This window comes from Raoultibacter timonensis (genome assembly GCF_900240215.1).
Classification (GTDB): domain Bacteria; phylum Actinomycetota; class Coriobacteriia; order Coriobacteriales; family Eggerthellaceae; genus Raoultibacter; species Raoultibacter timonensis.
Genome location: NZ_LT964679.1, coordinates 1534810 through 1557877, shown reverse-complemented (window position 1 = coordinate 1557877; position 23068 = coordinate 1534810). Strand labels below are relative to the sequence as shown.

Sequence of the window (23068 nt, the reverse complement as noted above, 5' to 3'; positions counted from 1 at the left end):
CACAGGATTCGAGGGATGCGCTTTCTTAGCAGCGCGGACGAGGCGGTGCATGGTGGCTGGGCGGAAAACCAATATCAGCATGAAAACCAAGATCATCGGCATGCTGTCGGTGGTGTTGCTCGTCCTGCTCGCCGTCGATATCGTATGGACGTACGAATCGCAGAAGGAAGCGACCGAATCCATGCTGCTCGAAGAGAGCAAGGTGCTCGTCAAAGAGATGGATGCCGTGTGGGATTTCATCTCCATCAACCAGGACACGATCAACTACACGCTCGACGGGGAATACGAGTACAAGGGGCTCCATTGCGCGATTGCGGGAAAGTCAGTGGCGGCGTTCTTCTCGAAGGACAACGACTACAAGATCCGCTTCACCAACACCGAGCCGCGCAACCGCCACAATGCGCCCGATGAGTACGAAAGGGCTGCGCTCGGCGAATTCGCCGACGGATCGGGAACCGAGGAGTACTACGGGTTCGACGAAACCGAAGACGGCGAAACGGTGTTTCGCTACGTTTCGGCCATGAAGGTGACCGAGCACTGCATCGAATGCCACGGCAAACCGAAAGGCGAGATCGATCCCACGGGCTATGCGAAAGAGGGGTGGGAGACCGGCGATTTGGCCGGGGCGGTGAGCGTCGTCATCCCCACCGAGATGCCCTTCGAGAGCATGCGCGCCGCCGTGGTGAACAACGTGCTGTTCTTTCTCGGAATCATGCTCGCCATGGCCGCTATCATCTACGTCGTGCTCACGCGTTTGGTAACGAATCCGCTCGAGAGCCTGCAACGTTCCTTTGCCAAGATGTCGGACGGTTCGCCGAGCGAGCCGCCCGAGGTGCCCGAAGACGTGAACCCGGTGTACTCGACGCGCGAGATCGACGAGCTGTTCGGTCGCTTCGATGCCATGGCGACGAGCCTCTCGTCTTTGTACGCGAACCTCGAATCCGAGGTCGACGAGCGCACGATGCAGCTTTCCGAGGCGAATGAGGAGCTCGAGCGCCAGCGCGCCCACGTGGAAGAAGTCAACGACAAGCTCAAGCGCGAGAACCAGTACAAATCCGATTTCCTCGCCATCGTGAGCCACGAGCTGCGCACGCCGCTCACCTCGATCCTCGCGTTCACCGATCTGATGGCCGATAACGTTTCGTCCGAGAACGCGCTTGTGCGCAAGCAGCTCGAAGAGATCGACAAGAACGGTCGCATTCTGCTCGAAATGGTGGATAACGTACTTGAAACGGCGCGCATTCAGGCGGGGTCGGAAAAGCTCAACCTCGAGCTCGTCGACATCAACGATGTGGTCGGCATGGTGGAGGCTTCGAGCGAATCTCTCGCCGTGAAGAAGAGCATCGCCCTTTCGACGCGCGTTGCGCCCGATGTGCCGCTCATCGTTTCGGATTGGGAAAAGGTAAGGCGCATTCTCGTCAATCTGGTGAGCAATGCGATAAAATTCACCCCAGAGAACGGTTCCGTCGAGGTGCGCGTACGCTACAACGAGGGCGAAAACACCGTTGTCGTCGAAGTGATCGATGACGGCATCGGTATACCGGCAGACAAACAGGATCTCATTTTCGAGAGGTTCGCGCAGGAGAACATGTCGACGGTGCGCCGCTATGGGGGCAGCGGCCTCGGGCTTTCGCTCGTGAAGGATCTGACGGACATGCTCGGCGGCGCGGTGTCGGTTGAGAGCGTGCTGGGCGAGGGGAGCACGTTTAGCGTCGTGCTGCCGGCCGAGCTGCATACAGAGGAGAACGATGACGAAGATAATGCTGATCGATGACGATGAGAGCCTTCAGGTTCTCATCGGGCAGATCGCCGAGCGCGACGGCTACGAGTACTGCTGCGCCGCCAACGGAGCCGAGGGTCTGTCCATGCTGCGCGCCGAGCGCCCCGATTTTCTCATCCTCGACGTGATGCTGCCCGATACGAACGGATACGACATCTGCGAAACCATACGCGGCGAAGGTCGAAAGATTCCGATCATGTTCCTGTCGGCAAAAGGCGATATCGTCGATAAGAGCATCGGGTTCAAGATGGGTGCAGACGATTATCTCGTCAAACCGTTTCAGCCAGAAGAGCTGTCGCTGAGGGTGAGGGCGCATCTTCGTCGCAAGGGGTCTTCCGGCGAGGAGGAGCGCACACCCGCTCCCAAGAAGCACCGATCCTATCAGGTGGGCGATCTCGAGCTTATGTTCGGCCGCTACGAGGTTCGCCTCGAGGGGAAGCCCGTTTCGCTTTCCTCCCGCGAGTTCGAGCTTTTAGAGCTGCTCGCATCCGATCCGGGCAGCGTGTTCACACGCGATCAGATCATGGAGCACGTCTGGGGCGACAAGGACGCCACCGACCCGAACAGCGTGACCGTGTTCGTCCGTAAGATCAGGGAGAAGATCGAAGAGGATCCCTCCAAGCCCCGCTACCTCATCACCGTGTGGCGCGTGGGCTACAAGATCGCAGATCGTGCGCTGTTCGAAAGCGGAACCGAATCCTGATCCCGTGCCGTTGGATTACGGCGGCGTTACGGTCGGCCCGCGACCGTGCCGTGCCCGCCGATTCTATCGTATGATGTCTTCGAAGCTGCGGAGTCCGACCCGCGGCTTCTTCTCGTTATGCGCGAATGCCGCACCGCCCTCGTTGGGTGCGGGTTGCAAGACGGTGTCGTTTCGTACTCCTCGCGGCTTGCTTTCCCGTGGGCGAGCGTTCCGTTTGCCTGCGGCTTGCGTGTTGATCTGAGGTATCGGGGGTTGCGCTTTAGCTCGGCATTCAAATCCTCTATAATGGCTTCTTGCTATCGTAGAAGGAGCCTGTTCAATGTCGCTATCCATCGGAATCGTCGGCCTGCCCAACGTGGGTAAATCAACGCTGTTCACCGCGCTTACCAACAAGGGGGGGCTTGCCGCCAACTACCCGTTCGCTACGATCGAGCCCAATGTGGGCGTGGTGCCGGTTCCCGATACCCGTCTCGACGCCCTCGCGAAAATCGACAATCCGGCGCGCCTCGTTCCCGCGACCGTCGAGTTCGTTGACATCGCAGGCCTCGTCGCGGGCGCATCGCAAGGCGAGGGGCTCGGCAACCAGTTCCTCGCGAACATCCGCGAAACCGATGCGATCTGCGAGGTCGTACGCTTCTTCAGCGATCCCGATGTGGTTCACGTGGCCGGCAGGGTCGATCCGCAAAGCGACGTCGAAACGATCAAGACCGAGCTCATCCTGGCCGATATGGCAACGGTTGAAAAAGCGCTGCCGCGCCTCGAGAAGGAAGCCAAGCGCGACAAGGCGGGCGCGCTCAAGCTCGAAACGGCCAAGAAAGTATTCGCGGGGCTCAACGACGGGCATCGCGTGGCGCGCATGGATCTGACCGAGGACGAGATCGCGAGCGTGTACGACCTGCATCTGCTCACCGTGAAGCCCATGCTCTACATCGCCAACGTCGACGAAGACCAGTTGAGCGCCGAACTGCCCGAGATCGACGGGTGCGCGCCGGTGCCCATTTGCGCCAAGGTCGAAGCCGATCTGGCCGAACTCGATGCCGAAGAAGCCAAGGAGTACCTCGAGGCTATGGGACTTGAAGAAAGCGGCCTCGCCCGCTTGGTGCGCGAGGCGTATCGCCTGCTGGGGCTGCAGTCGTTCTTCACGAGCGGCGAGACCGAAACGCGCGCATGGACCATTCCGATCGGTGCGAAAGCGCCGCAAGCCGCCGGCGTCATCCACACCGATTTCGAGCGCGGGTTCATCAAAGCCGAAACCGCGAGCTTCGAGGACTATGTGGAGCACAACGGGGAAGCGGGCTGCCGAGCAGCCGGGCGTTTGCGCCAGGAGGGCAAGGAGTACGTCGTCGCCGACGGCGACGTCATGCACTTCAAGTTCAACGTGTAGAAAGCGCCATCCGGCTATATCTTCACGGTGTTTACGGTACGGGATGGCCGCTGTCCTCGCGGCATCTGCGCGCTACTCCACGCCGTCGAACAGTTCCGATAACGTGAGGTCGAATCCGTCGGCGATCTTCTTCAGGTTGTGGAGCGAGACGTTGCGGTAACCCGATTCGATCGAGGCGAGGTACGTTCGATCCATCTCGATCTTGTTCGCGAACTTCTCCTGGCTCAATCCCGTCTCGGCGCGCAGCGCCTTGATGCGGGTTCCTAAAACTATCTGCAATCGTTTATCCATTCCCCCATACTGGGGAATTGTTTTATATATAACAACGGATTCTATACAACAATCTGTGCTACAATAGCGCCGTATTGATGACTATATACAACATCGATACGAGCGGTATGCGCGTAAGCAGGGGAGCGATCGGCGCATATCGCCCAGCTGTCCGTGCGGGCCATGCAGCGCCTGCGTTCAGCGGTTTCGCTGCATGGCCGAGAGGGAAAGGTCGGGGTAGATGGGGCACATGAGGGGATCGGCACGGCTCGTGCTGTGCGCAGCATGCGTTGCGGGGGTGCTTGCGTTTGCGGGATGCGCGCCCCAAGCACCAAGCGAAGGGAGCCGGCCGGATCGATCGACGCCGGTAGATGTCGAGTTCGCGTGGTCGGCAGAGGCCGACTGCTCGATGTGTCATGCCGATGAGGCTGATTCGATGACGATGGCAGGCTATCCGGCGGCGACGCACGAGGCCGAGGGAGAAACCTGTGCGAGCTGCCATGCGGATAACGCGGCGCTCGCGAGCGCGCATGAGGGGGCGTTGCCGTCGTCGACGATGCCGAAGCGCCTGACGAAAACGAAGGTAGACGATACGTTGTGCCTGGCGTGTCACGACCAGGAGGAGCTTGCGGAGAAAACGGCTGCAAGCACGGTGCTCGCCGACTCGCAGGGGCTTGTCGAAAACCCCCATGCGCTTCCCGAAACCGAAAACCATACCGCCATCGCCTGCTCCGATTGCCACAAGATGCACTCGCCCGAAACGGCAGCTGAAACCGCCAAGGCGAAGTGCCTCTCGTGCCATCACGAGAACGTGTTCGAATGCAACACGTGCCACGAGGAAATGTAGCTCTGCATCGGAGCCGTAGCTTCGCATCGAGGGGTTTCGCGGGCAACCGCCCGCAGCTAACGAGGAAAGGGGAGATTATGGGAAGCGATGTGACAAGAAGGGGATTTTTGGCGGGTGCCGCGCTTGCGGCAGCGGGAGTTGCGGCGGGAGGTCTGGCGGGGTGCTCGAGCGAGTCGTCCAAGGGCGCGACGTCCGAACCGTCCGCTCCTGCAAGCGCGGGCGTTCCCGCAGCGTGGGATGAGGAGTACGAGGTTATCGTCGTCGGCGGCGGCGTCGGCATGGCTGCGGCAATCGAGGCGGCTGAGGCAGGGGCGGGAGTGGTCGTGCTCGAAAAGGGCGATCATGCAGGCGGCTTGTGGATGACCGCGGGTGGAAGCTGCACGATGGGAGGCAACCACGTCGTGCAGCAACGTGAGGGCATCCAAGACGATGCCGATTCGTGGTTCGAAGCCGAAATGCACAGCTGCGAGTACCGCGGCAATCCCGAAATCATGCGCATGCTCGTCGAGAAGGGCCCGGATACCGTGAAGTGGATGGAGGACCTGGGTATGATCTGGGGTCCGATGACCGCTGGCGTGCTCGGCGGCGACGTGAAGCGCGGGCTTGCTCCCGATCCGAATCCGGGCGTGTACGAAGGCGGTAAGGGAACGCCGAACAGCGGTATCTGCTGGACGCAGCTTTGGGAAAAGAAGCTCGCCGAGCTCGACGTCCCGATTCTGCTCAACAGCCGCATGACGCGCGTGTACCGCGAGTGGGATGGGCCGGTCGTCGGCGTCGAAGTTGAAACGCCCGACGGCATCAAGAACCTTAAAGCCGCCAAGGGCGTTGTGCTCTGCACCGGTACATGGACCGATAACGCGCGCATGGCAGCGGGTTGGGATCCCCGTATCGTCGGGCCCGACACGTACGGTGACGGCGGCATTCCCGCCGAGAACCTACTCTACGTGAACAGCTCGGGCGACGGTCATCTTGCTGCATCGAAGGTGGGGGCGGCATTTGCCGACATGTCGTTCGTATCGTATCTGTATCTGTTCTTCGGAGCGCGTTCGTACTGGGGCTGGGGAGAGGATCCGCTCGACTGGACGACCAACGAGAACTATGCGGCGGGCAAGGGCCTTTCGAGGACGGCCGATCTGTACCAGAAAAGCATCATCGTGAACGGCAAGGGCGAGCGCTACGTCAACGAGGCGTCGGCTGCCGATAAGCTGCCCGAGGGCATGGGCGCGCTTTCGGAAAACCCCGAAATGCCGTTCATGGCCGCGTATCTGGCTCTCGACCAGCCGCGCAACGTGTGGCTCATCGCCGATTCGGCAGCTGCCGAGGAAATGAAATGGCCGATGGACCAGATCGAGAATCCGAATCCGAAGACCGGGAACATGTTCGATCCCGCATGCCTCGCCAAAGCCGATACGATCGAAGATCTTGCGAGCCAAATGGGCGTCGATGCCGCGGCGCTCAAGGCGACGATCGACGCGTACAATGCCGATGCCGACGCGGGCGAGGATTCGGCGTTCGGTAAGCCGGGCCCGCTCAGCAAGATCGAAACGCCGCCGTTCTACGGTGCGAAAGCGAGCCTCATTCGCCATACGCAGCGAAACGGTTTACGGGTCAATACGAAATCCCAAGTCATCGATGCATGGGCCGATATTGCCGACCCGACCGTTCCCGTCTCGTCGATCGACGAGGAGCCGGTCATCCCTCATCTGTATGCAGCCGGCGAACTGGGCGATGCGCTCGGTTGGCGCCGCGTCCACAATTCCCTCGGGCATTACACCACCGCAGCGCGCAATGCGGGTGCGAATGCTGCGGGTGAAACAGCGGTATAAATCTGAGGCATCGGGCATTTGCGCATACTTGGGCGGTTCCTTTCGGAGCCGTCCTTTGCCTTCGCGGATCAAAAACGCCTACAATACGGTGTGTGCGAAACAGGCGTTTTTCTCGACGAGACAAGGAACAGCGATGACATATACCGGTGGGAATATCCCGAAGCTCGGATTCGGCTTCATGCGGCTTCCCGTGATCGAGGGCGACGAGAACGCGACCATCGATATCGAGCAGGTTAAGCGGATGGTCGATGTGTTCATGGGTGCGGGCTTCACGTACTTCGATACGGCTCGCGGCTATCACGGGGGCAAATCGGAGGCGGCCTTGAAGCGGGCGCTCATCGAGCGGTACCCGCGTGAGAGCTTTCAGGTTGCAACGAAGCTTCCCGCATGGATGGCCGCCGATGCCGAAGAGGCTCGGTCGATGTTCGAGACGTCGCTCGTCGAAAGCGGCGCGGGGTATTTCGACTTCTATCTTCTGCACAACCTCGGCGAAAGCAGATCGGCGCTCTTCGAGGATTACGGGTTGTGGGATTTCGCCCGCGAGCAGAAGGACGCCGGGCTCATCAGGAACCTCGGCTTCTCGTTCCATGACAAAGCCGACGAGTTCGAGCGCATCCTGGAAGCGCACCCCGATGTCGATTTCGTGCAGCTGCAGATCAACTACGCCGATTGGGACAGCGAGTCCATCGAGTCGCGGAAATGCTACGAGATCGCCCGCTCTCGAGGTTTGCCGGTCGTGGTGATGGAGCCCATCAAGGGCGGCTCGCTCGTCAAGCTGCCCGAGAGCGTTGCGGCCATCCTGAACGAAGCCGATCCGAGCGCGTCGCTCGCTTCGTGGGCGTTGCGCTTCGCAGCATCGCTTCCCGGTATCGTTACCGTGCTTTCGGGCATGTCGACGCTCGATCAAGTGAAACAGAACGTCGAGATCATGAAGGATTTCGCTCCGCTCGACGAGGGGGAGCGCGCTGCGGTGGACCGTGCACGCGAGGCGCTTGCGAAGCTGCCCGTCATCCCGTGTACCGATTGCCGCTACTGCCTCAAAGGCTGCCCCGAGGGCGTGCGTATTCCCGTGGCGCTCGCCTCGCTCAACATCCTCATCGCCTTCGCCGACGAATACCGTGCGCAGGAGAACTACGATTGGAACGCCGAGGGAGGGGAGGCGTCGAAGTGCATCGAGTGCGGTGCATGCGAAGACGTCTGCCCGCAGCATATCTCGATCATCGACGAGCTGAAGAAAGCCGCAGAGGCGTTCGAGTAGCCAGGTCTTCTTAGCGAAGCGCCCGCCATCGGGGTATGGATGGCGGGCGCTTTTTGCTTGCTGCGGGTTTGCGAGCGAGTGCGGTTGGTGCCGATGCCGCTAGGCGGCCGCTCGCGCGGTTGGCGCTGCCGGGGCGGCAGGAGCTTCGGGGGCCGATGGTGCCTCGGGTGCTGACGGTGCCGAGGGGCTCGAGCCGTCCGAATCCCCTCGCGATTCGCCGCCTCGCGAATCCGACGGTTCTCCGGCTGCGTCGAGCATCGTGAGGCGAATCGATCCGCTCGATGTGACCAGCGACAGATGCTTGTCCGCATCGAGCGCGCCGCGAGGTGCGTTGATCGATCCGCTCGAAGACGAGGTCATGATTACGTACTCGCTTTCGATGCCTTCGATCTGCGCTGTGATATCGCCGCTCGAGGCTTCGAGCGCGATGACCTCGCCCGAGCATCGGGATACGTCGATGTTTCCGCTCGATGTGCCTGCGCCCATCGACACCGTGTCCGTATCGGCGATCCGCACATCGCCGCTCGACGCGTTGGCGGCAAGGCTCGTGGCCGTGGTGCCGGTAATCGAGATGTTGCCGCTCATGGCCGAAGCGGATAGTCCTTCCGCCCGCAGGCTGTCTGCCTCGATGCGTCCGCTTGACGTTTGGATCTCGATGCTGTCGGCATCGATGCCGCGCAGGGCCACATCGCCGCTTTGAGCCCTTACCGTTACCCGGCCCGCGAGGGCGGTATCCGCTATCCGCACGTTGCCGCTTGCCGTTTCCACGGAAACGGAGCCGGTGTAGGAGGCGGGTATTCTGATGACGGTCGTCCGATCCTGAAGATCCATCATGAATATCTTGAACACCGGTTTCGACACCCCCTCGATCGACAGCACGCCGTCTTTATCCGCTACCTCGAAGTGCTTGCCGTCGTTCTCCCAGTACTCGATTTCGATCGAGTCGGAGGAGGTGGATTCGACGCGTACGTTCTCGGAGCCGTCCCGTACGACGATCTCGGTGTGCGCTGCCTCCGATTCGGGTGCGAGCGTATCGGTGATCTCAACCCAGTCGCGGGTGGTGGAGAGGTTGCCCAGGTTGAAATCGGCGAGCGCGAGTACGGTAAAGGAGAGTCCGAGGCCGCCGACCAAAAGAACCGTTGCGACGACGAGGGTGATCTTCTGAGCATTAGACATGGTAGGGTGCTCCTTCCGCCGTGCGCGGATCGAACGGTTCGCCGCTTCTGCGGTTTGCTTCCACGCCGTTTTCCCGGCGCTTAACGAACAGGCTTTTCACCCATTGGGCGAACGAATGCGTGAGTTTGACGAGGCCCTTGCTTGCTGCGAGCACGCCGAACCAAGCGAACAGACCGACGCCGGTTCCCGCGAGCCCGCATCCGAGAATGTAGAGGCCCGGAAGCTGATACCCGTTGACGTAGCACCAGACGAGGCCCGCGATGCCGATCGGCGCGCACAGAAGCAGCAGCACGACGGTGGCCCAGAGCGCGATGACGACCATCCATATGGAAAGATAGACCATGAGCGCTGCCATGGCGAGAGCAAGCGCAAGGGGTACCCAGATGGGGGAGAAAACGGCCAAAAGCACGATGTTCAGGGTACGCGAGCCGGTGTTGGCCTTCGCGATGGCTTTCGGGATGGCCGGGGTTTCGGCGATGATCTGCGCCGCTATGGCTTCGACCGATCCGAGCGCCGCAACGGCATCGGCTTCGGGCATGCCGTCTTCGATGCGGTCATCGATCATCTCGGTGTAGAACGTGATCGTTTGCTCGACCTCGTATGAGGGAAGCTTGCCGAGCGCGCGGCGTAACGCTGCGAGAAATTCGACTTTGTTCATGCGGTGGCACCTCGTTTCACATATTCGTAGACGGCTGCGATGTCGTCCCATTCTTTTAAAAAGTCGTTGAGATAGGCGATGCCTCTCTCGGTGATGCGGTAGTACTTGCGAAGCCGCCCGTTGTGCTCGACGGAGTAAACCGTCAGCATGCCGGCGGTCTCCAATCGCTTGAGCAGGGGGTACAGCGTCGATTCTGTCAAGTGCAGGCTCGGGGGCACGTCCTTGACGATCTGGTATCCGTACGAATCCTGACGGTTGATCGAGGCAAGTACGCACACGTCGAGAAACCCTCGTTTCAGTTGTGCGTCCATATATACCTCCTTTCGCAAGATACTATATGACACATAGTATATTGTGTCAACGGGTATTTGCGGCGAATAAACCGATTTCGTGGGAGCATGTTTTCACATGCAAGGCCTCTGTGTGAAAGAAATCCAAGGAGCGGCTCTCTATACTGACCCCGTAAACCGCGTGAAAAGGCGCGGATGAGGGAAAGGGGCTCGCATGGGAATTCTCTACCAAGCTGCCGATATGTCGTATTGGGTTATCTGGCTGTTCGTCCTGTTCGCCTTGATGGCCTTTAACGAGCTGGGAAGGACATCGCTGTGGGCGGGCATCGCCCTTTTTGCGGTCGTTCCCGTCTTCCTGACGATCTTCGTCTGGCCCGAAACAGCGGCTCCCGGCAACGAGTACGGAACCGGCACCTGGTTCAACTGGGTTAAAACGTATTCGGCGCTTGCGGGGTGTCTCGGGTTCATTGCGCTGCGGTTTGTGAAGTGGCGGGGCAAGGACGGCACGGTCCATCATCTGTACGAGAAGAAGTGGGCGCTCTGCTTCCCTCCGCTCATCCTTGCCGTCAACATCGCCGAAGCGGTATTGCGCGACTTCCAGGTGTTCAGCTTCGGCTTGTGGTCGGGCGGTGTGGTCGAGAACCTGTGGACGATCTCGGGCCCGTGGAACATCATGAACGGCATTGCGGGCATCCTGAACATCCTCACGATTTGCGGATGGTTCGGCATCATCATCTCGAAGGATTCGTCGAAGGACATGATCTGGCCCGACATGATATGGGCGTGGATCATCGCGTACGACCTGTGGAATTTCGCCTACACCTACAACTGCATCTCGGACCATTCGGCCTACTGCGGGCTTGCGCTTCTACTCGCCTGCACGATTCCGACGTTCTTCATCAAGAGGGGCGCGTGGCTGCAGCACCGTGCGCAGACGCTCGGGCTCTGGATCATGTTCGTCATGACGGTCCCGCAGTTCGCCGACGTGCTCGCGCCCATCCCGACGACGCACAACCCCGCGGCGTTCTTCATCGTAAGCCTGCTGGCTCTCGCCGCGAACGGCGCTCTTGCCGTCTACCAGTTCAACAAGATCCGCAAGAACAGGCTCAATCCGCTCAAAGACGAGCTGTACGCCGATACCGAGGCGTATAAGCGGGTCCTCAAGGAGAACGAATAGGCTTGCCGCTGCCGTGGAACAGCGCGAACAACACCCTGTACCGTATAATGGACCTGCCCGGACATCGTTGCCCGGGCAGGTCCATATCCGTTTCGGTGCGAGGGGGCATGCGATGCGACTCGGAAACCGGCAAACCATCTATCAGCCGATTCGAAGCGAATGCGGCCGATCGCTCACCGAGAGCAGAAGGATGTGCGGTCAGGCAGGAGAGATCGTGCTCGCAGCGCGCAAGCTCTTCGAAACGAAGGGTGTTGCGGCGACTACGGTAAAGGATATCGCCGAAGAGGCGGGCGTGACCCGCGAGCTCGTATACTACTATTTCGAGAACAAGCGGGCGGTAACCGATGCCGTGCTCGACGATTACGTCGAAGATCTGGTCGAAAGCGTGATCGTGTGGAACGAGTCGCGCGAGTTCGGCGACACGCCGGGCTCCCTCAAAAAGTGCATCGCGGCCTTTCGCCGCGCCCTCTACGATTCGAACGGTCCGCGTCCGATGATAGGCGTGCTCGAAGAGCTCGGGGTGCGCGACGAGTTCGATGTGCGCGCCGTGCGCGAAACGGTCGATTGCATCAACGCCCACATCGTCACCGAATACGCCGCCTATCACGAAATCGAGATCGAGCTCGTGTACGAAATGTTCTGCGTCGTGATATTCGGGCTGGTCGGACTTGTGAAGATCAACCCGAATATCACCGACGACGCGCTCATGAAAGTGGTTGAGCAGACGCTTCACCTCGATATGGTTCCGCTTGAAAGCTGATGTGCAAGCGGGCGATGCGTGCGGTATGCCGTCTGCGTTCTCAGAACGTAACGGTGCGGGGTTTCTCGGTGAACGAGCAGAACGCTGCCTGGGCGTTCTCGAGGAAGAGCACTTCGCAGTTGCCGTCGTCGGCTGCATACAGCGATTGGAGTTCGGGATACTCGTCGAGCACCGCTTGGCGCGCTTCGAGCCGATCGTCCTGCACGGCATCGGCGACCACGCGCAGCCACGTCGTCCCGCCTGCGTTCGTCGCCGATATGGCGATGCGCGGGTGGGCTTTCATCTGCTCGAAAACCGCTTTCGAATTGCCGGTTTGGATGTAGAGCCTGTCCTCGAACTTCGCAATCGTGCCGAACGGGCGAATATCGGGATCGCCGTTCTCGTCGACGGTTGCGAGGAAGTAGGTCGGGTTCTCTTTCAGATAGGCCAGCACTTCGTCCATGGTGCCCCTTTCTCGTGCAGATATACTATCCATTCGTCCATTGTATACTCATGCAAGGATATTCGGAACGGTTCTTTTCCATGCTGGCGCCACGCTCGGCGGGCGCGACGTCGATCGACTATCGGGGGAAGCGATGAGGACAGCGGTTATCGGATATAGCGGAGCGGGGAAGTCGACGCTAGCAAAACGGCTTGGCGAGCGGTACTCATGCCCGGTACTGCATTTCGACCGCATCGGCTGGACCGAGGGGTGGGTGCAGCGCGATAAAGAAGAGGGAAAGGCCCTGACGGCGAGATTCCTCGATGAGAACGATGCGTGGATACTGGAGCGGTTGCTGTAACGGCTTTTCCGTATACGTGGATTCCGCCTGTCAAGCATAGCCCCAGAACAGGGGGCTCAGTAGAAATTGCGTAAAGCGTTTTAGGCGGCTTTATTACGTAATTTCGGCGCTCGCGACGTAGCTCCTTCAGTGCCGATACTGGTTTCGAGGGAAGCCGGATCGGCGGGTCTGGCTTCGGAAGCAAACCATCAAAGAGGGAGCGATAGCATGGAAGAATTACTGCAATCAAGGCGCGCTTTTATCAAGACGGCGGGTGTTGCGCTCGGCGGCATTGCTGCGGCAAGCATGGTAGCATGCGCCCCTGCTGCGACGGCGGGCAACGATACGGCGGCGTCGGTGAACGAAATCGACTGGGATGAGGAGTACGACGTCATCGTCGTGGGCGGTGGATTGGCCGGCATGGCGTCTGCGGTTACCGTGGCAACCGAGGGAGAAGGTGCGAAATGCCTGCTCTTGGAGAAGGGTCCGCTTGAAACAGGCAACGGTAACAGCGCCTATGCGGCGGGTATGGTGTTGTGGACCAAGGAAAAGGACGATTTCGCCGAGTACGTGCGCGAACTGCGCGGTGCGATGGACAATACGCCCGACGACGTGATCGATGCGTTTGCCGAGGGGATCGCCGAAAACCTCGATTGGCTGAAGAGCCTGCCGGGCTACAGCGACGACGAGGTTACCATCACCGAGTATTTCGAAGAGGGGACGGGGGAGAGCTGCTATCCCGAGCACAGTGAGCTGCCCCATGCCTATTCGCTCGGCCGCATTCGCTGGAATTCCGATAATGCAAGCGGCAACACCCAGGTTACGCTGTTCATGAATTCGGTTAAGAACAGTTTTTCCGATTCGATCACTCACAAGACCAACGCTCCCGCGACAGCGCTTGTGCAAGATCCCGAGACGAAAGAGATCCTCGGTTGCGTATACACTGACGGCAGTTCGAGCAAATACGCCAAAGCGACGAAGGGCGTTATCATGTGCTGTGGTGGTTTCGAGAACAACGCCCAGATGAAGGCCGACTATCTGAGCGCTTCGTGGGCGCGACGGATTGCGGGTGCCTGCAACGACGGCGACGGCATTACCATGTGCGCCAAGGTGGGTGCCGATATGTGGCATATGAACAGCTGCGCAGGCTTTTGGACTTCGATGAGCGCCATCGACAGCGACATCTGCCTGATGAGAACCCCGAAGGAGGAGGGCATTACGGTCGGTGTCAACGGCCGCCGCTTCTACATGGACTGGGATAAGGATGTTGCCGAAGACTGGGATACGTTCGCCGAGGGAGATCTCTCCACGCACGTGGGTTCGCGCCATGGGCATATGCAGTTCGGCGGCGAGTGGCCGCACCTGCCCATGCCCGAAAAAACCTGGTTCATCACCGATGCTGAAGGCTACCAGTCGATCCTTGATAACAAGATGATGGCCATCGACTTCGACCCGATGGACGGCTGGGGTTACACCGCCGATACGATCGAGGGTTTAGCCGAGCTCATCGAGGTTCCGGCAGACGAGCTGGTTCGCACGGTATCCCAGTGGAACGAGTGCTGCGCAAACGGCGAAGACGTTTACTTCCACCGCCCGGCTTCGACGCTCAATCCCGTTGAGGGCGCTCCGTATTACGCGCTCTTCTGTCCACCGACCATGCTGAACACCGATGGCGGTCCCCGCCGCAGCGCGAAGGGCGAAATCCTCGACCTCGAAGGTCAGCCCATCCCTCATCTGTACAGTTCGGGGGAGTTCGGATCGATCTGGTCGAACATGTACCAGGGCGCAGGAAACCTCGGCGAATGCCTGGCCTTCGGACGCATTTCAGCGAGGAACTGCCTCGGCATCGCTTAAGCTTGCCGGTTCCGCGCAAGGGCGCGTGTTCTGTGGGCGAAGATCCCCGTTGCGGGGTCTTCGCCTTGGCTTTTGCTGCGGATGGCTTTCCGGTTTGCATTCGCTCGATCGGCGCAAGGGCACGTGCTATCCTAGAGGTGAATGAGGTGGCGCTGCACGCAAGGAGTATGGGATGCTTCGTTTTCTTCGGTCGAACAGGTCGATGGTTCTCGCGTTGCTCGGTCTGAGCTTTCTCTGGCCGTACTACCAGCGGTCCTTTTTTCGCGTTACCCTGTTTCACCAGCTTGGAGATCTGTCGGAATTTTTCTTCGGCCTGTTTCTCATCGTGTTTCTTGCGGGCTCGCTTGCTTTCGTCGTGTTTCATCGGAGGCTGGGCGATTATCTAGCGAAAGGCAGGACGGCGGCGTTGGTGTTCGCCGCACTATCGCTTATTTCCACCATATACCTTTCGGGCTTGGTTTCCCCCTCTGCCGAGGGGGGCTCGGTCGCTTTGCTGTTCGGATGCTTGGCCACGGTGGGCTATGCGTGCTCGCTGCTTTTCGTATCGATGCTTTGGGCTGTTATGCTCATGCGCATCGTGTATGCCACGGGCCTGTTCCATGCCGTCAGCGTTCTTGCGGCATCGAGCATTCTTGGATTTCTGCTTTCTCCGACGTTCGTTGCATCGAGCCTGTCTATGGGCTTCATGCCGGTATGCGGCGTCTTTGCGGCTGGGGTGCTCGTCTGGATCGAACTCGGGCTTGTCGAAGAGGATGCCGACTCTTCGCAATTCCAGCCCCTATCGCAGGCTCCCTACGTTAAAGCCTGGACAGCGCCTCTGATCGCTTACCTGCTGTTTGCTGTTTCGCATGCGATAGGCTATGCGAACGGTACAAGCCGCGAAGTGCACGTGACGGACGGGCAGCTTATGGCGGCGACGTCCTCGTTCGTCGATTATGCCGTCTTCCTCGTTTTTTCAGCCGTCATCCTTGCGGCGGCGGTGAGGTCGTGGCGCGAGTCGCAGCATTACCAGGAAAAAGCAACGTTTTGGGTAGCGAGCATGGGCGTTTCGATCGGCCTGTTTTTCGGGCTGTTCTTCGCCGATGCGATCAGCCAGCCCGCCTTCAGCGCGTTTTCGGTCATGTCGGCGATCAGCCCCTGCTTCCCGATACTCCTTGCTTTCATTGCGCTGCTTATGACGTATCAAAGCCGTCTTTCTCCGCTGCAGTCGTTCGGGTTGTTTTTCTTCGCTATGCTCGCCGTCGAAAAACTGCTCGCTTACGTTGTATTGACACCGGTTTTCGAGGCGCTGGGAACGTTTCCGACCGAAATCACGCGGGCCATCGATGTTGCAATCGGGGCGGTGTCGCTGATTTCGCTGCTCGTGTTCTTTATCAAATTCTGCCAAAGCAACACGCTGCGCATGCTCTTTTCGGCGGCCGACGGCCGGCCTCATGCAGACGAGGGGTGCAGTGCAGCGGTTCCGCATCATGCGATATGCCTTTCGCTTGCTCGCGAACACGATCTGACGAAACGGGAACTCGATATCCTCAACTACCTAGCGCTTGGCTACAGCGCAAAGCGGATCGGAGAGATGCTGTTCATATCCGAGCGAACCGTGCAGACCCACACCCGCAACATCTATCGAAAGCTCGATGTGCATACGCGCCAGGATGTCATCGATCTGGTGGGTGCTGGGGTTGTTCGGTAGCGATCCGCGCCGTAAAGCGGGTTCTCGAAAAACGATGCAAGATGGGTTGTCGTCGGCATGTTGCTTGCCTCCGCATCGCGGTAGCTCGCCTGACGCGTTTTGTTTGCAGTGCTTTTCGTATAGCGGAAGGCTCGAACCCGTCGGTTTTCTGCAAGCCCATGGCGGTATCCCAACAGCGTTTGCGAGGGGTCCTGCGCGCACTGGGTGCCGGTTGATCGGTTCGTGCAAGAGTGGTAAACTGTTCAACAGGTAAACGGTTTACCATGGAGGTGCGCGATGGTTGATTCTGCAGCGGAGAAGCAGGCTTCGGGGAAAGAGGCCTCGAAGAAGGCTCGCGGCAAAAAGGCCCCGGGCGCTGCTGTCGTACGACCACTCGTTCGCAAGATATCGAGCAAGGGGCAGGTGAGCATCCCGAAGGCCTGGTTGGGGGACGGGGGCTTCAACGAGTACGCCACCATTGCCTTCACCGACGAGGGTATTTTGGTGAAGCCTATCGAGTTGTCAGACAACGACGAATTCGATGCGCTCATTTTGAGGGAGCTCATCGCGCAGGGCCTCGAGGGGGATGAACTCGTCGATGCGTGGGCCGCCGAAAAGCAGGTGCTTCGCGAGGGTGCTGCCGCGTTTCGCAAGCATGTGTTTGAGTCTCTCGATGATCTGGAAGTCAACCCGGACCTCGAATCCGCCTTTGGATGATAGGCGTTCATATGGAATATCGATTCTGGCCATCGTTTCAAAAGGATTTGAAAAAGATACGGCAGAAGAATCTCAAGGAGAAGGTTATCGAGGGGATTGAAGCGGTAAAGCGAGATCCCCTGTCGGGCGATGGCAAGGCAGGCGATTTAGCGGGCTTTTCGACGTATGAATTTCATGTTGCAGGAGTGTCCTATCGAATCAGATACGTGTACTACGAAGAGTTCGATGAGCTCGTTTTTATTCTTGTCGATTCTCGCGAGAGTTTTTATAGTCGCTCCCGAAGGCTTTTTGCGAGTGTCAAGCGGCTAATGGGTTGATTCGAGCTAAGTCTGCAAACCGCATTGGTCCAACAGCACACCTCGTGTAAATCCTCTGTGACGAAAACGGGTTGCGCGGTGTTGCGGACGCGCGCCCTTTGCTATCATGTACGGCGAATGTTTTTGCCGCTCGTTTCTGAAATTCCACAAGGGAAAAGCGAAGGAAGTCCAATGCCCCAACACGTGACCGAAAAGGATGTGCGCGATATCGCGACCTACACGCGGATCGGCCTCACCGACGACGAGGTTTCCCAGATGACCGTCGACCTGAACGAGATCATCGAGAGCCTGGCTCCCATCACCGAGTACGATTTGGATGGCGTCGAACCGACGTTCCATCCGATCGGGGCCTTAAGCAACATCATGCGCGAGGACGAGGAGCTTGGGAGCTTCTCGCAGGAAACCGCGCTCGAAAACGCACCGAAGCAGCAGGACGGATGCTTCCTCATCCCCTCGATTCTCGGGGAAGGGGGCGATCGCTGATGACGAACTACGCCGAAATGAGCGTACGCGCCATCCGCGAGGGTCTCGGTGCGAAAGAGTTCTCCGCTCGCGAAATCGCCGAGGCGTCCATCGCGCGCATCGCCGCCGTCGACCCCGCTATCCACGNTCGCCGCGGGCCTTGCGGCTGTGACGCTCGGCAGCGATACCGGCGGATCCATTCGTCAGCCGGGCAGCTTCTGCGGCGTCGTCGCCGTCAAACCCACCTACGGCGTGGTCTCGCGCTACGGTGTGGTCGCGTTCGGCTCGTCGCTCGACCAGGTGGGCCCCTTCGCGAAGACCGTCGAAGACGCGGCGTACGCCCTCAACGCCATCTCGGGCCGCGATCCGCTCGATTGCACGAGCCAGGATATCACGACCGACTTCACCGCGAACCTCGAACAGGGAGTGCGCGGCATGAAGATCGGCATCGTGCCGGCGTTCATGGAGGCCGAGGGCCTCGACGCGGAGGTGAAGGCGAAGGTCGAGGAGGCCGCCGCCAACCTCGAGAAGCTCGGTGCCGAACTCGTCGAGATCGATCTGCCGAACGCGCAGGCTGCCATGAGCGCCTACTACGTGCTCGGCCCCTGCGAGGCGTTCTCGAACCTCGCGCGGTTCGACTCCGTTCGCTACGGATACTGCGATCCCGGGCATGCCGACCTCGGCAGCCAGTACGAGGCCAGCCGTGCAGGCGGCTTCGGTCCCGAGTCCCGTCGCCGCATCATGCTCGGCAGCTACCTCTTGTCTGCGGGCGTGTACGACAAGTACTACTATCCCGCCCAGCAGGTTCGCACGCTCATCACCGAGGACTACGCGAAGGCGTACGAGAAGGTCGAATGCATTCTGGCTCCCGTTTCCCCGCGTACCGCGTTCACGTTCGGCGAGGTATCCGATCCGACGTCGATGTACCTTTCGGACATGTTCACGATCTCCATCAACATCGCGGGCAACGGCGGCATGAGCCTGCCAGTGGGCCTCGGTGCCGACACGGGCCTTCCCGTCGGCGTGCAGCTGATCGCACCGCAGTTCAAAGACCAGAACATGTTCCGCGTGGCGGCTGCGCTCGAATCCTGCTACGAGATCGAGCGCATCGCCCCCGCTTTCGCCGACGGTAAGGCAGGTGCCTAAATGAAGAAGCTCGAAGAAGTCCTGCAAGATTGGGAGGCTGTGATCGGCCTCGAGGTCCATGCCGAGCTCACCACGCTCGAAACCAAGATGTTCTGCGGCTGCAAGCTCGAATACGGTGCCGATCCGAACACGCACACCTGTCCGGTTTGCTTAGGGCTGCCCGGTGCACTTCCCGTGCCGAACAAGGCGGCTATCGAGTCGATCGTGCTTGCGGGTTTGGCAACCAACTGCGACATCGAGAAGCGCTCGATGTTCTACCGCAAGAACTACATGTACCCCGACATGTCGAAGAACTTCCAGACCACCCAGGGCCCCGTTGCCTTTTGCATGCGCGGCTGGCTCGACCTCGAGGTCGACGGGCCGGCGGCCAAGGAGCGCATCGATCTGCCCGAGGCGACCGAGGCGGGCAGCTACACCGCGCACATCGGCATCACGCGCATCCACATGGAAGAGGATGCGGGCAAGATGAACCACATCGGCGGCTCCGAGGGGCGCATTGCCGGTGCAACCCATTCGCTCGTGGATTACAACCGCTGCGGCACGCCGCTCATTGAGCTCGTGACCGAGCCCGATCTGCGCACGCCCGAAGAGGCGCGCCTGTTCATGCAGAAGCTCCGCCAGATCTACCTGACGCTCGGCATCTCGGACTGCTCGATGGAGGAGGGGTCGCTGCGCTGCGACGGCAACGTGAGCCTGCGCCGGCGCGGAGCAACCGGCCTCGGTACGAAGACCGAGCTCAAGAACATGAACAGCTTCAAGAACCTCCACGACGGCCTCGCCTTTGAGATATGCCGTCAGGCCGAAGTGCTCGAAGAAGGCGGCATCATCTACCAGGAGACCCGCCATTGGGACCCGTCGGCCAAGCGCACGATCGTCATGCGCGTCAAGGAAACGGCCGACGACTACCGCCTGTTCCCCGAACCCGACCTTGCTCCCTACGACCTGTCCGACGGGTTCATCGAGCGCGTGCGGGCGAAGCTTCCCGAACTGCCCGATCAGAAGGCCGCGCGCTATGAGGCCGATTTCGGCCTTTCCGCCTACGACGCCCGGCATTTGGTCGAGCATCGCAGCACCTCGAGCTTCTTCGAGGAATGCATGGCGCAGGCAAGCGACCAAGCGCTTGCCAAGCCGCTTGCGAACCTCATCATCAACGACGTGACGGGCTACCTCAACGCCAACGACGGCGTCGAGTTGGCCGCGACGCCTCTTACGCCCGCTCGCGCCGTCGCGCTCGTGAAGCTGCTTGCCGAGGATGCCGTGTCGTCCAAGCAGGCCAAAGAGGTGTTTGCGGCGATCATCGACGAGGACAAGGACCCGGCGGCCATCGTCGAGGAGCGCGGTATGAAGCAGGTGTCCGACACGGGCGCCATCGAAGCTGTCGTCGACAAGGTGCTCGCCGACAATCCCGACAAGGTGGAGCAGTACAGGGCGGGAAAAACCGGCCTCATCGGCTTCTTCGTCGGCCAGTGCATGAAGGAGATGCGGGGAGCCGGCAACCCGAAGGTCATCAACGAGCTTTTGGCTCAGAAGCTCGGCTAGCCACGGTTGGCTTTGCCTGCGCCGGCGCGTTTGCCGGGAAGCAATGGCGGATGCGGCGATCGCGGCGGGCGCCGTTCGATTCGCTGGTTTCGACGGCGCTAGATTACGGGAAGGCAACGAATGCGGGGCGCTTCGGGCGCCCCGTGCGATACGCGATACGATTTGCGGAAGAGTTGCAGATCGATCGCAGGAGGAGCTCGACATGACCGATGGGAACCGCAGGGCGGGGGATTGGCAGCATAAAGAGCAGCGAAAAGACGCCAACGATCTGATGCGCGATCCGAACGAGAAGAAATGGTCCAAGCAGACGTTCTGGATCGTCTTCTTCCTTTTGATCTTCTGGCCGGTTGGCATTGTGATCTGCTGGAGAAGCGATTGGCATATTGCCATCAAGATCATCGCCACCGTCTACGTGGCCTTTTGCGTCTACATGTCGTGGAACATGTGGCAGATCACCATGCAGATGGGAATGTAGGCTCGTCTATCGCAGCGGAGTCCGCATCCGCGAAAGCTGTTTCAGCGGCTCCGATCGATGCGGAGCCGCTGCCGTTTAGATCGCTCGCCCGTCTTTCCCCGTGCTTACGCGGTCGGTTTCGACAGGATGATCCAGTGGCCCTCGTCATCGTTGTTGATGATGACGAGATCTGCGTCGGTATGTGCGAAAAGCGCACGGTACTCTTCGTCGGCAAGCGCCTTCGAATTCTTCCTGTCGAAGCAGCGCGGCCCTTCGCCGCCGGTTGCATTCCGGGCTTCGGCCATCGCGCGTTTGATCTCGTCTCCGAGCTGCGCATTGCCGAGGCCGCCGCCGATGTACGCCCAGCCGCCGGGGGCGAGTAGGTCGTAGATGCCCGAAAACGCTGCGATCTGATCATCCCAGAACGGCATGCTGCCGCGTGATACGATGAGGTCGAAGCTCTCTTCGGGCAGGTCGAGCGCGCGGGCGTCCTGTAGGCTCGTTTTCATGACGGAACCGAAGCCTCGTTCGAATCCGCGCCGCTCGGTCGCTTTCAGCGCTTCAGGGTTGGCGTCGGCGAACACTGCGGTGGAATAGTTTCCGCGTTTCAGCAGCTCGAATCCCAGATGCCCCCCTCCGCATCCGAGATCGAGGAGCCGACCGCTGCCGATGCCGGTTTTTTCGAGGATGGCTTCGGCGATAACGGGGTAGATGGGCGAGAAAAACTTCTCAGCGATTTCGTCGTAGGGGAATCCCTCGGTCTCCATGGCTCTCCTTTTATCTATTTTCAGGATAATTACTAGTATATACCGAATTCGGGTCCGGTTGCTGNGTGCGACGTGGGCGGCACGGCGTGGGCGATGTGGGGTGAGCCAGGTGCGGCGTGGACGGAGCTGAGTTCTCGGCGCACCATGCGGCCCTTGGCTGTTTTGCGGAAAAAGCCTCGTTGTGTTGCGTTTTGGGGTCTTCGAAGCTGGTCGAAGGGCGCCGGCTGGAACCTGCGGCTGCGAGCAAAAACTCTGCGGCGCACTGACCAGGCGTTATTGGGAAGGGAAAAGAACGAAGGCCGCTGGCACTCTCGCGAAGTGCAACACTTTCGTGAAAAACACGCGGAACGAGAGCGTGGAGGTTTCTCGGGTTCGGTGCGCAAGGCGCACGCTGCTCGGTTTCCGAGAGCGGCGTTCCCTGAAAGCGACCGTAGTGCTCCTTGCGAGCTTGGATGTTTTGTAGCGGATGAAAAAACATGTTGCTTTACTACTCTACTGTGCTAAAGTACATTGGGCAACGTGAAGAATGCGAAGCGGCCCGGAGCGCCTGCAGCAACCTGGGCACGCATCGCATCCCGGAGCTCGATGCGACGGCGTGCCGCGTTTCGCGCTTCAGCGTGACATGCTTCGGAACATGACGACCTCGTGCCGAATGGGCGTGCGGGGTCCGCATTGGAATCGTTGCAGGTAGAATTGGAAGATACGATGGGATCCGATGGCCGATCGCCCGTAGGGCGGCATACGGCGAGCATCGGTATATACGAGCGGACAGAGGAACGAGACATGAATTTCGTCACCCCGGCAGGGTTCAGGGACGTGTTATCCGACGAGGCGCGCGTGCGCGAGGAAATGACCCGCAGCGTGCAGCGCTGCTTCGACGAGCGGGGCTACGTGCCCATCGAAACGCCGACGCTCGAAGTGATGGACGTATTGCAGGCGGGCGGCAGGATGCCCGCTGCTCCGTTCAAATTCTTCGATTCCCAGGGCGACTTGCTCGCCATGCGGCCCGACGTTACCTTGCAGGTGGCGCGCATGTGCTCGACGCGCCTCAAGGGGCAGCCCGGGCCGTTTCGGTTCCGCTACACGCAGCGCGTCTTCCGCGAGGCGGAGTCGGAGATGCAGGCGGCGGCGCGCGAGCTCACGCAGATGGGCATCGAGTGCATCGGCGAGAGCGGCCCTGCGGCCGACGCCGAGATGGTCGGCCTGCTGGCCGAAGCGCTGCGTACGTGCGGCGTCGGGGGATTCAAGCTGGC

Annotated in this window: 23 protein-coding genes and 1 pseudogene; 18 read left to right on the top strand and 6 right to left on the bottom strand. The window is 60.1% G+C overall.

Going from position 1 to position 23068, the window contains the following annotated elements; all coding sequences use genetic code 11:
* The first annotated feature begins 79 nt into the window (after positions 1-79).
* The 3 genes from C1722_RS06975 to ychF all read left to right on the top strand — a co-directional run bounded on the left by C1722_RS06975 (position 80) and on the right by ychF (position 3867).
* Positions 80-1774: an ATP-binding protein gene (locus tag C1722_RS06975; protein WP_244902475.1), complete on the top strand. Its 1695-nt coding sequence runs from the start codon at positions 80-82 to the stop codon at positions 1772-1774.
* Positions 1749-2483 carry a response regulator transcription factor gene (locus C1722_RS06970; RefSeq protein ID WP_102378597.1) on the top strand — a complete coding sequence of 245 codons (735 nt, stop codon included), beginning with the start codon at positions 1749-1751 and terminating at the stop codon, positions 2481-2483. Before C1722_RS06975 ends, C1722_RS06970 begins: the two co-directional genes overlap by 26 nt.
* A 319-nt stretch (positions 2484-2802) precedes the next feature.
* Positions 2803-3867, top strand: coding sequence for a redox-regulated ATPase YchF (gene ychF / locus C1722_RS06965; RefSeq protein WP_102378596.1), 1065 nt, complete (start codon positions 2803-2805; stop codon positions 3865-3867).
* Between the two features lie 72 nt (positions 3868-3939).
* On the opposite strand, the gene C1722_RS06960 is transcribed toward ychF, so the two are convergent.
* On the bottom strand, positions 3940-4146 hold the full coding sequence (locus C1722_RS06960; RefSeq protein WP_342352756.1) for a helix-turn-helix domain-containing protein: 207 nt from the start codon (positions 4144-4146) through the stop codon (positions 3940-3942).
* 232 nt (positions 4147-4378) lie between these two features.
* Between C1722_RS06960 and C1722_RS06955 the strand changes: the two genes are divergently transcribed.
* The 3 genes from C1722_RS06955 (at position 4379) to C1722_RS06945 (ending at position 8068) form a co-directional block, all read left to right on the top strand.
* Entirely contained in the window at positions 4379-4984 is a 606-nt protein-coding gene (locus C1722_RS06955) for a cytochrome c3 family protein (protein WP_102378594.1), read from the top strand.
* A 77-nt stretch (positions 4985-5061) separates the two neighbouring features.
* Positions 5062-6810: an FAD-dependent oxidoreductase gene (locus C1722_RS06950; protein WP_102378593.1), complete on the top strand. Its 1749-nt coding sequence runs from the start codon at positions 5062-5064 to the stop codon at positions 6808-6810.
* Positions 6811-6943: 133 nt separating this feature from the next.
* Positions 6944-8068 (top strand): aldo/keto reductase, encoded by a 1125-nt coding sequence (locus tag C1722_RS06945; RefSeq protein WP_102378592.1) that lies wholly within the window; start codon positions 6944-6946, stop codon positions 8066-8068.
* 99 nt (positions 8069-8167) lie between these two features.
* Here C1722_RS06945 and C1722_RS06940 read toward each other — a convergent pair whose 3' ends face one another.
* From C1722_RS06940 to C1722_RS06930, 3 genes are read right to left on the bottom strand one after another with little or no spacing between them, the layout of a single operon-like run.
* Entirely contained in the window at positions 8168-9244 is a 1077-nt protein-coding gene (locus C1722_RS06940; protein ID WP_102378591.1) for a DUF4097 family beta strand repeat-containing protein, read from the bottom strand.
* Entirely contained in the window at positions 9237-9902 is a 666-nt protein-coding gene (locus C1722_RS06935) for a DUF1700 domain-containing protein (protein WP_102378590.1), read from the bottom strand. The genes C1722_RS06940 and C1722_RS06935 overlap by 8 nt, the downstream gene beginning before the upstream one ends.
* Positions 9899-10213: a PadR family transcriptional regulator gene (locus C1722_RS06930; protein WP_102378589.1), complete on the bottom strand. Its 315-nt coding sequence runs from the start codon at positions 10211-10213 to the stop codon at positions 9899-9901. The genes C1722_RS06935 and C1722_RS06930 overlap by 4 nt, the downstream gene beginning before the upstream one ends.
* A 193-nt stretch (positions 10214-10406) precedes the next feature.
* On the opposite strand from C1722_RS06930, the gene C1722_RS06925 reads away from it, so the two are divergent.
* Together C1722_RS06925 and C1722_RS06920 are read left to right on the top strand one after the other, a co-directional pair.
* Positions 10407-11369, top strand: coding sequence for a DUF5692 family protein (locus C1722_RS06925; RefSeq protein ID WP_102378588.1), 963 nt, complete (start codon positions 10407-10409; stop codon positions 11367-11369).
* 112 nt (positions 11370-11481) lie between these two features.
* The gene (locus C1722_RS06920; RefSeq protein WP_102378587.1) at positions 11482-12129 is read left to right on the top strand and encodes a TetR/AcrR family transcriptional regulator; all 648 of its coding nucleotides are present in this window, start codon (positions 11482-11484) and stop codon (positions 12127-12129) included.
* Positions 12130-12169: 40 nt separating this feature from the next.
* Here the strand turns inward: C1722_RS06920 and C1722_RS06915 are convergent, their stop codons facing one another.
* Positions 12170-12571 carry a pyridoxamine 5'-phosphate oxidase family protein gene (locus C1722_RS06915; RefSeq protein WP_102378586.1) on the bottom strand — a complete coding sequence of 134 codons (402 nt, stop codon included), beginning with the start codon at positions 12569-12571 and terminating at the stop codon, positions 12170-12172.
* Between the two features lie 133 nt (positions 12572-12704).
* Here C1722_RS06915 and C1722_RS16675 point away from each other — a divergent pair, with 133 nt between their 5' ends.
* The 9 genes and pseudogenes from C1722_RS16675 to C1722_RS06870 all read left to right on the top strand — a co-directional run bounded on the left by C1722_RS16675 (position 12705) and on the right by C1722_RS06870 (position 21069).
* On the top strand, positions 12705-12911 hold the full coding sequence (locus C1722_RS16675) for a P-loop NTPase family protein (RefSeq protein ID WP_146040616.1): 207 nt from the start codon (positions 12705-12707) through the stop codon (positions 12909-12911).
* Positions 12912-13118: 207 nt separating this feature from the next.
* Complete coding sequence (locus C1722_RS06905; protein ID WP_102378584.1) at positions 13119-14744, top strand: FAD-dependent oxidoreductase; 1626 nt, start codon at positions 13119-13121, stop codon at positions 14742-14744.
* A gap of 172 nt (positions 14745-14916) precedes the next feature.
* The gene (locus C1722_RS17585; RefSeq protein ID WP_102378583.1) at positions 14917-16434 is read left to right on the top strand and encodes a response regulator transcription factor; all 1518 of its coding nucleotides are present in this window, start codon (positions 14917-14919) and stop codon (positions 16432-16434) included.
* Between the two features lie 276 nt (positions 16435-16710).
* Entirely contained in the window at positions 16711-17130 is a 420-nt protein-coding gene (locus C1722_RS06895; RefSeq protein WP_102378582.1) for an AbrB/MazE/SpoVT family DNA-binding domain-containing protein, read from the top strand.
* Between the two features lie 11 nt (positions 17131-17141).
* Positions 17142-17447: a type II toxin-antitoxin system RelE/ParE family toxin gene (locus C1722_RS06890; RefSeq protein WP_180995070.1), complete on the top strand. Its 306-nt coding sequence runs from the start codon at positions 17142-17144 to the stop codon at positions 17445-17447.
* Between the two features lie 171 nt (positions 17448-17618).
* Positions 17619-17930 (top strand): Asp-tRNA(Asn)/Glu-tRNA(Gln) amidotransferase subunit GatC, encoded by a 312-nt coding sequence (gatC, locus tag C1722_RS06885; protein WP_102378580.1) that lies wholly within the window; start codon positions 17619-17621, stop codon positions 17928-17930.
* Positions 17931-18059: 129 nt separating this feature from the next.
* A pseudogene (locus C1722_RS06880) lies at positions 18060-19055 on the top strand (amidase family protein); the annotation flags it as partial.
* Positions 19056-20594 carry an Asp-tRNA(Asn)/Glu-tRNA(Gln) amidotransferase subunit GatB gene (gene gatB, locus C1722_RS06875; RefSeq protein ID WP_102378579.1) on the top strand — a complete coding sequence of 513 codons (1539 nt, stop codon included), beginning with the start codon at positions 19056-19058 and terminating at the stop codon, positions 20592-20594.
* 202 nt (positions 20595-20796) lie between these two features.
* Complete coding sequence (locus C1722_RS06870) at positions 20797-21069, top strand: holotricin-3 (RefSeq protein ID WP_102379568.1); 273 nt, start codon at positions 20797-20799, stop codon at positions 21067-21069.
* A gap of 104 nt (positions 21070-21173) precedes the next feature.
* On the opposite strand, the gene C1722_RS06865 is transcribed toward C1722_RS06870, so the two are convergent.
* Complete coding sequence (locus C1722_RS06865; RefSeq protein WP_102378578.1) at positions 21174-21815, bottom strand: class I SAM-dependent methyltransferase; 642 nt, start codon at positions 21813-21815, stop codon at positions 21174-21176.
* 783 nt (positions 21816-22598) lie between these two features.
* On the opposite strand from C1722_RS06865, the gene C1722_RS06860 reads away from it, so the two are divergent.
* Positions 22599-23068 (top strand): ATP phosphoribosyltransferase regulatory subunit (locus C1722_RS06860; protein WP_180995069.1); only part of this gene is annotated, 470 nt, incomplete at its 3' end.